Genomic DNA, 8996 nt, shown 5'->3' with positions numbered 1-8996 from the left:
GGACGAGTACTTATTCAATTACGATAAAAATTAATGGATAAAATATATATGAAAAAAACGATTTATATTGGTATTACAGGTAATAGAGATATTTCAAATAAACAATCTACATTTATAAAAAAGAATATTGAAGATTTTTTGAAAAAATCTTTGGAAAATAAAAATCTTGAAGAAATCATCATTTTAACACCACTTGCAGATGGGGTGGATAGGATTATTGCTGATGTAGTATTGGATAGTTTTTCTGATATGAAGATATTGGTTCCTTTACCATTTGGTGAAGAGATATATAAAAATACCTTTGGAAAAGGTTTAAAAATAAATAATATATCTCAAGTGGATTCAATAAAAGAGTATGAAAATTTATTAGAAAAAATAAAAAAACATAATAAATGTGATGATGTTTATATTAATCTAAAATTTGATAAAGAAAATTATTTAAATCAAAATATAGAAGAACAAAGAAAAATTAGAAATGAACAATATGCTTTGCTGGGTGAATATTTGATTGAAAAATCAGATATTTTAATTGCTGTTTATGATAAAAATAGAGAGATTAAAAAAGGTAGTACCCTTGAGATAGTTAACAAATTTGATAACAAAAAATTATCTAATCAGAAATTACATAAAATTATAATATAAGAGGAAATAAATTGATAAATTTTTTTATACTAATAGCTGTTTTAGTGCTTACAATAGGAATGATATATCTTTTGAATCTTAAGTTTAATATTCTAAAATATTTGATAAAAAGAAAAATTAGCTTTATTTTTCTTTCTTTATTAGCTGCTTTTTTGATATCTTTATTTGTCCAATTTTATGAAAATATTTATAGACTTGATAATTACTGGATTAATAAAAATGGTTATTTATTAGAAATAATTGAAGATAAAGAGATTATAAGTAAAGATGAAAAAGTTTTACAAAAATACTTGAAAGATTTTAAACCATCTCCTGAAGAAAATGAAAAATGGAACTGTTATAAAAATTTTGTCTCTAAAGATGTAAACTTTGAAATGTTTGATATTGTAATAAATAGTGTAAGAATTTTACAATTCTCAAGTATTGATAATACTTGTTACAAAAATACTTCAAAAGTTTTTATGGATATATCTTATATTTTAGTTATAGTTGGATTATCTTTTGCTATTTTTTCTTTGCTATATAAACGATTAAATTTAATTATAAGGAAAAAAAATCATTCAGTAGTCATTGGATTAAATAACAATAGTAGAGAACTAATAAGTAAACTAATTGCCAAAAAAGAGAATATTAAAATATATGATAATGACAACACTAATAAATATATAAATGAATTAGAAAATAGTGGTGAGATTATTATTACTGGTAAATTAGAATACACAATTGAAAGTAATAATTGTGAAATAATAAATGCTAAAGAGATATATATCATAAATGATAGTGATGTAGAATCTTTGAATAATTTAGCTTTGCTTTTAAGTAAATTTGACAATTATGAAATAAAAATAAAAAATAGAATAAAAATATATGTAAAATCTTTAAATAAATTAGTTTCAATTTCAACTAAATTTAAAAAATACGAAAATATAAGAATTAATAATAGAAAAAAGATATATGTAAAATTTTTAAATAAATTAGCTTTAATTTTGAGTAAATTTAAACATGAAGATCGTAAATCTAAAGATAAAACAAAAATATATATAGAGATAAAAAATAGAGAAAATAAAGCTCTTTTTGATAAAAAAGGTATATATAATTTAATATCAGATTATTATGAAATTTATCCATTTAGTATAAATGAAATAATAGTTCAAGAGATGTTTAAAGATAAAAAACTAATTTCAAATATTAAAAATAAAAATGGTAAATATGTTGAAAATCTAAAAATATTAATAGTTGGATTTAATGATTTAAGTGAAGAAATTTTATTCAATATTTTGAAATTAGGGCATTTTGATCTTAATAAAATTACAGAAGTTACGGTAATTGATGATAAGTATGAACTGTTAAACTGTAAATATAAGACAATTATTGAAAGAGGTAAAAAGCCTTATGAAAATAGTGATGAATCTCTTTGGAATATAGAATTCTTACCTTATAAAAGTTTATATGAAAATAGAGTGTTCAATAGAATAATTTTATGTGATAAAGAACTAAATAATGGTTTAGATATTTTAAACTATATGAACAATAACTATCATATTCAAATAAGAGAAAAAAATACTATTATCCAAGTATTTAATGAACATAAAAATATAAATAATACTATCAATAGAGATGAAAATAATTTTAAAAACTTTTCTACATTTGGTGATATTGAAACAACAGTTACTTTAGATAATATTAACAATAATAATTTATATAAAGTTGCAGAATATACAAATGATTTTAAAGAAACGGATGAATCTAAAAAATGGAAAAAAATTGATAACTTTACAAGAGAGTCTAATATAACTGAAAAACTACATATGAATATTAAACTAGATATATTTAATTTACATATTTGTAATTTTTTAAAAACTCAAAGTCAAAGTGATTTAGATGTTAAGTTACTAGAATCTTATTATAAAAATAATATTAAAATTTTAAAAAAACATCTAAATGAAGCTATTAAACTACCTTATTCTCTTGAAATATTAAGTAAATTATATAGCTGTTTTTTAGAAAAAAATTTTAATAAATATTCAGAATTAAAAAAGTTAGAAAAAGAAATAAAAGATCTTAAATCTGAAATTGAAAAGTTAGATGAAAAGTTAAGAGAAGTTAAGAAATCTGAACTTAAAGAGCTGGAAAAGAAATTAAAAGAACTAGAAATAGATGCAAAAAATAGTTTAAAAGATAAGAATTTTTATAATGAAGTAAACGAAAAATTAGTATTTAATCTTGAAAAAAGTAATAGTGATAATATGGAAGTTATAATGGCTATATCTTTAGCTAATTTTTATTTAAAAGTAAAAGATAATACTAATTATGTAGAATTTATCAATAATTTGGCTCAAATTGAACACACAAGATGGAATGCTTATCATATTTTAAATGGTTGGATTAGAAGAAAAATTACAGACAAAGATATGTTAAAAAAAGAGCATTATGATTTATGTGATTGGGAAACATTAAAAAAAGATGATCCAGGTGTTGTTAAATATGACTATAAAAATATTTATCAAATTCCTTTTGTTGCATATTGTTTGGGAAATAGTGGAAATTAAAGAAGAGAATAAAGATAATTTAAAAAATAGGAAAATGTAATGTCTAAAAATAAAACAATAAAGTTTTTTATAAGCTCAACATTTAAAGATTTTGAGGCTGAAAGAAATATTTTGCAAAAGTTTATTTTTCCAAAGTTAAAAGAATTGTGCAATAAAAATGGCTTTGGATTTCAACCTATTGATTTAAGATGGGGGATACAAGAAGAAGCAGGATTAGATCAGCAAACAATGAATATTTGTTTAAATGAAATAAAAAGAAGTAGCCATGAACCAAAACCTAATTTACTTATTCTTGTAGGACAAAGATATGGATGGATACCTCTTCCATATGAAATAAAGGAAGATGAGTTTAAAATAATTATTAATTCAAGTAAAATATTGGATGAAGACAAGAATTTAATAAATTGCTGGTATGAAGAAGATGAAAACTCAACAGAAAATATATATTATTTAAAAAATAAACACTATTTAACGAGAGAAGAATGGAATAAAATAGAAAAACAAATAAGAATATCTTTTCAAAAAGTTTTTGATAATCCAAAAGATGAAGAGATTTATAGAAAATATAATACTTCAGCTACAGAACAAGAAATGTATTTAGGACTTGATAAATTTCAAAAAGAAGTAGATAATTCTCATACATTCGCTTATTTTAGAAAAATAATAAATTACAATAATGAAGATGTAACTGACTATATAGATAAAGATTTAATTAAATTAAAAAAACTATGGAAAAAACTACGGAGAAATTCAAATATTCCAAAAGAAAATCAAGTCAGACAAAAAAATGTGCAATGGAATGAGATAAAACAATCAAAGAATGTTTCTTATAATGAATTAAATTTAGAAAGATCTACTTCTTATCTTAAAGAGTTCCATGACCAAATATTAGAGAAGTTTACAATATCAATTCAAAAAGAGATAAATAATTTTCAAGAGCAAACCCAACTTCAAATAGAACTAGAACAACAAGAGAATTTCCTAAAAGAAAAATCAGAAATAGTATTAGGAAGAGATAGAGAAGTAGAAAGAATATTAAACTTTATAAAAAATGATAATGAACAATTTTATTTACAATATGGAAAATCTGGTTCAGGTAAAACTTCTGTTATGGCAAAAGCTATTAGTAAAATAAATACAAAAGAATATGAAGTATATTATAGATTTATTGGTACGACTGAAAATTCAACTTATTCACGAATTTTATTTGAAAATATATTTTGGGAAATAGAAGCAAATTTACAAAATAAAAATGATCTTCCTAAACCAAATATAGAAATAGAAGAGAGAAAATTTAAAGAACAATTTAAATTACAACTTGAAAAATTGAACAACAAAAAAGTAGTTATATTTTTAGATGCATTAGATCAATTTGAAGATTATAATGATTTAACTATCTTTCTTGATCAACTTCAATCAAATATAAAAATAGTATTCTCTACTTTATACGATGAAAATAAAAAAGATAATAGTGATTATTCGGAATATTTTAATAGATTATCTTATTTAAAAAACAAGTATGAATTATTACCTTTAGGTACTACTACAAATAAAAAAATTTTAAAAAAATTATTAGAATCTCAAAATAGAAAATTAACTATAAAACAATGGAAAGAAATAAATTCAAATTTGCAAAATATTACACCTTTACATTTGCGATTAATATTTGAAATAGTTAAACATTGGAAATCTAAACAAAATAATTTACATTTAAAAGATACTGAAGAAAAACTTATTATCCAGTTTTTTGAATTTATAGTTAAACAATATCATCATGAAAAAGAACTCTTAGAATTATCATTTGGATATATAGCTGCTTCAAAAGATGGTTTAAGTGAAGAAGAACTTTTAGATTTATTTTCAAATGATAAAAAGTTTTTAGAATTATTTCAAAATCATAGATATCCAAGTCTAAATAAACTCCCAAATGCTATATGGTCAAGATTTTATTATTATGTTCAAAATATATTTACTGAAAAGTTAATAGATGGACAAATGTTAATAAAACCATATCACAGGATTATTGAAGAGGTTATAAAAGAGAATTTTTATAAAAAAAATGCAAAACAATTACATAAAGAACTTTCTGATTATTTTTATTTGAAACAAGATAAAAATAAAAATTGGAATCAAAGATATCATAATCTTCATATGTTAAGTGAATATCCTTATCAACTATTTCATTCAAAACAATTTAAAGAGTTAAAAGAAATATTGTTTGATTTAGAATTTGCAGGTTCTGTTTATGATAACAATAAACAAGATAGTTTTAGAGATATTATATCAAAAGCTACTCAACTTGATAATATTACAGAAGATGAAATATATCCTTGGGAGAGTTTTTATAGAGAGAAAGAACATTTGATTTTGAGAGTTAATGAAGAGTTCTGGAAACCACATCAATCTTTATTTCAATTAGCATATGAAGATGGCGAAAATTCTCCTTTAACTATCATATCAAATGATATTCTATCTAAAGATAAAATTAATTGGATATGGATTAAAAATGAAAATATTTTAAAACTTTTTGAAAGACAGGGATTATCAGCGTATAGTTATTTTGATGATGAAATTAAATTAATAAAAATATTAAATGATAAATATATAGTTGTAATATTTGATGTAAAAGTATGTGTCTTTAATAATAATCTTAAAATAATAAAAGAAGTTAATATATCTAATATTCAGAATATTTTTTTTATTAATGATGGTTTATTTATTTTTATAACTCTTGATAAATTTATAATATTTGATATTTTCAATAATAAACTTATTAAATTAGTATCATATTATCCATCAACTAAAACTATTATTTTATTTAACTATTTTAATTATGAGTTTAAATTTACATATGTTAATAACGAGTTTAAAAATATAATTGAATTTCATGAATTATTTATCAATAATAAAAAAATTCTTCTAGATTTGAATGAATCAGAAGAGAATGAAAAGGGATATATTAAAAAGAAAAGGATATCAGATTATACTAGTATAGAGATTCATTATTTAGATAAAAATTTTAAATTAATAAATAACGAACAAATTCATATTATAGAAGGACTAGAATTAGAAATAGAAGATGTTTTAATTATCAATGATAAATGTTTATTAGCTTATTCAAAAAAAGAAATTGTAATTGTTAATATCAGTTTTGTTACTAAAAAATTAAATGATAATAATGACATTGTTTTTGATAATAAAAATGTAAATAATAATTTTAAATTTTACGAAAAAAACAATAGTTTATTAAATTTGATTGGAGAATTTGAATTTATACTTAATAATGAAAAAAATATATTGATAGTTAAAGATAATTTATTAAATAAAGTATTTATAAAGAAATTTGCTAATGAAATTCTATTTGATATTTTATTAAATAAATATATTGCTATATATGAAAGAAACGTTTACACTAATTATAAGAAATTATATGTTTATGATTTTAAAGGAAAATTGATTTCTGAATCAAAGAATGATGATGAGTATATAGATTTAGATTTTTTCAAATTCTATATTTTAGATTTAAACACAATTGTGATTTATAAAGATAATGAATTCTATAAAATAGTATCCACACTAGATTTCTATTTTTTTAAACATGGTACAAAAAATGTCTATTTTAGTGAAGAAATAAATTTTATTTTTATTGAAGATAATGGATACATATTATTACAAAGTAGTTTATTTGATTATAATGATGAGGATATGCATAATCTTCATGTTTCATTCAAATACAATGAAAAAGAAAATCAACTTATTGGCTACTTAAAAGACAGAGGAAATTTCGTAATTATTGATCTATTAAGAAATAAAATTTCTAAAAATTATACTTTAAATTCTCATATTGAAGATTTGCTAATAATAAATAATTATGTAATTTATAAATCAGATATTTTTATATATTATTATAATTTTAAAACAAATACATTCAAATTAAAAATACCATTATTTTTAGCAGGAAATTATAATTTTGAGATTATTAACTTGAAAAAATATTCTGTAAAAAGGTTTGAATTTTTGACCAATACGATACGGAGTATAAATTATAAACTAGAATTCGGAATTTTTTTTAAAGATTTTATTAAGTAAAAATAAAAGATTATGTGAACAATATTTTTAGAAAACTAAAAATAGGTGTAAAAATATTTACATGTAGCTTGTCCGAATAAATTGCCTATAGTAGGATACTAATAAAATAATTTTCTAAAATATAAAGTGGATCTCTAATAAATTTGAAAAGCTGCCAAACTTGCCAAACTGCTAAATAGCATATTTTGTTGACAAGTCAATGTGCTACCAACAAATAACCAACAAACATAAAAAAAGGCAAGAGATAAAAATCTCTTGCCTTTACTATAGAATAGGGCTTATAGCTTATTCAGCTACTGATACTTCTACAGGTGTACCTTCCCAGATACCGTGTTTTGTACAGTAACCATGAGCCACTAGGTTTAATTTTGAACCAGTTGGAATAATTGTAAATGTTGTAGTATTATGAGCTTTTACATTTCCTAATGTTCCTGGAACATAAGAAGCTTTAGCTAATTGAACATCACCGTTATATAATGTTACAGATTCAATATAATGATCAAAATCATCTGGATGAGTATATTCGTTACCCATTTTAACAGTTACTTCAAATGGCTCACCTTTTTTTGCAGTTGCTGCACAGTGAATAAATGGACTATGTCTATCTATTAAATCTTTTTTTGCTTCTCTTTCAACAGTATCAATATCAACATATTTGTTAATTTTTGGCATTTTGTCTCCTAATTAAATTATTTAAAGGCGCATTATACAATAATTTCTTTAAAATAAAGAGGATAAAATATATCCTCTTTGAAAAGTTATTTGTAATTTTTTAAATATCGTGTAAATTTTGCACATCTTTGATATAATTGCGAATGAATAAAGAAGAATATTTTATAAAACAATTTTCAAATAATAAAATTATTGGTGATGATGGTGCTTTTATTGATGGATTTGTTTACTCAATGGATGCTTTTTTTGAGAATGTACATTTCAAAAAAGAGTGGATGAGTTTAAAACAAATTGCTTATAAATCAATGATAGTTAATATTTCAGATGCAATTGTAATGAATGCAATTCCCGCTTATGCGCTTTTAAGTGTTGCTATTCCCAAATCATATTCAAATAAAGATTTAAAAGAGTTGGCAAAAGGTTTTAAAAAAGCTGCTCGTAAATTTGACATTCAAATTATTGGTGGTGATACAATATCTAATGAAAAATTAGATATTTCAATAACAATTATTTCAAAAACTTCAAATCCAGTCTTGAGATCAGGAGTTAAAAAAAATAATCTTATTTGTCACACAGGAACTTTGGGTTCATCTAAAGAAGATTTGGAAAAACTTTTAAAAAATGAAGTTATTTCAAAAAAATCAAAATTTATAAAACCAAAACTAAATCCATACTTTTTTTATGAAATTGCACCTTTTATAACAGCTTCAATGGATATTTCTGATGGATTATTTTTTGAATTAGAAAAATTATCAAAATCTAGTAAAGTTGGTTTTGAATTTTTTAATGAAATATCTGAAAATATTGGAAGTTCAGGAGAAGAGTATGAAATTCTTTTTTCTTTTGATGAAAAGAATTTAGAAAAAATAAATAAAATAGCTTTAAAACATAAAGTAGATTTAAATATATTTGCAAAAGCAATAAAAGGCAAATATAGAACTACTTGTAAAAATCATCATTTTTAGTCAATCAGTGAAAAGAACAACTCGTTGTTCTCTTTAGGGTTTTGCTACTTTTAATAATTTTTTATAAATTATGTTAAAA

Annotated in this window: 5 protein-coding genes; 4 read left to right on the top strand and 1 reads right to left on the bottom strand. The window is 21.5% G+C overall.

The genetic code is table 11. The features are described 5' to 3' along the window. Window positions 1–48 precede the first annotated feature (48 nt). From B0174_RS00810 to B0174_RS00800, 3 genes are read left to right on the top strand one after another with little or no spacing between them, the layout of a single operon-like run. A complete protein-coding gene (locus B0174_RS00810) occupies window positions 49–642 on the top strand; it encodes a hypothetical protein (protein WP_108557732.1) in 594 nt (197 codons plus the stop codon). 11 nt (window positions 643–653) lie between these two features. Next, the gene (locus B0174_RS00805; RefSeq protein WP_108557731.1) at window positions 654–3191 is read left to right on the top strand and encodes a transcriptional regulator; all 2538 of its coding nucleotides are present in this window, start codon (window positions 654–656) and stop codon (window positions 3189–3191) included. Window positions 3192–3230: 39 nt separating this feature from the next. Next, window positions 3231–7280 carry an ATP-binding protein gene (locus tag B0174_RS00800; RefSeq protein ID WP_108557730.1) on the top strand — a complete coding sequence of 1350 codons (4050 nt, stop codon included), beginning with the start codon at window positions 3231–3233 and terminating at the stop codon, window positions 7278–7280. 285 nt (window positions 7281–7565) lie between these two features. Here B0174_RS00800 and B0174_RS00795 read toward each other — a convergent pair whose 3' ends face one another. Next, window positions 7566–7952 carry a class II SORL domain-containing protein gene (locus tag B0174_RS00795; RefSeq protein ID WP_108557729.1) on the bottom strand — a complete coding sequence of 129 codons (387 nt, stop codon included), beginning with the start codon at window positions 7950–7952 and terminating at the stop codon, window positions 7566–7568. A 143-nt stretch (window positions 7953–8095) separates the two neighbouring features. On the opposite strand from B0174_RS00795, the gene B0174_RS00790 reads away from it, so the two are divergent. After that, window positions 8096–8917 (top strand): thiamine-phosphate kinase, encoded by an 822-nt coding sequence (locus tag B0174_RS00790; protein ID WP_108557728.1) that lies wholly within the window; start codon window positions 8096–8098, stop codon window positions 8915–8917. Window positions 8918–8996: the final 79 nt, after the last annotated feature.

The sequence above is a fragment of the Arcobacter caeni genome, from assembly GCF_003063245.1.
Lineage (GTDB): Bacteria > Campylobacterota > Campylobacteria > Campylobacterales > Arcobacteraceae > Aliarcobacter > Aliarcobacter caeni.
The sequence above is the reverse complement of the archived record's forward strand: the minus strand, read 5'-3'. Positions and strand labels throughout refer to the sequence as shown.

Excerpts from the sequence above, each read along its gene's own strand:
- B0174_RS00790 (WP_108557728.1), top strand. The coding sequence starts at position 8,096 with ATGAATAAAGAAGAATATTTTATAAAACAATTTTCAAATAATAAAATT.
- B0174_RS00795 (WP_108557729.1), bottom strand. The coding sequence starts at position 7,952 with ATGCCAAAAATTAACAAATATGTTGATATTGATACTGTTGAAAGAGAA.
- B0174_RS00800 (WP_108557730.1), top strand. The coding sequence starts at position 3,231 with ATGTCTAAAAATAAAACAATAAAGTTTTTTATAAGCTCAACATTTAAA.
- B0174_RS00810 (WP_108557732.1), top strand. The coding sequence starts at position 49 with ATGAAAAAAACGATTTATATTGGTATTACAGGTAATAGAGATATTTCA.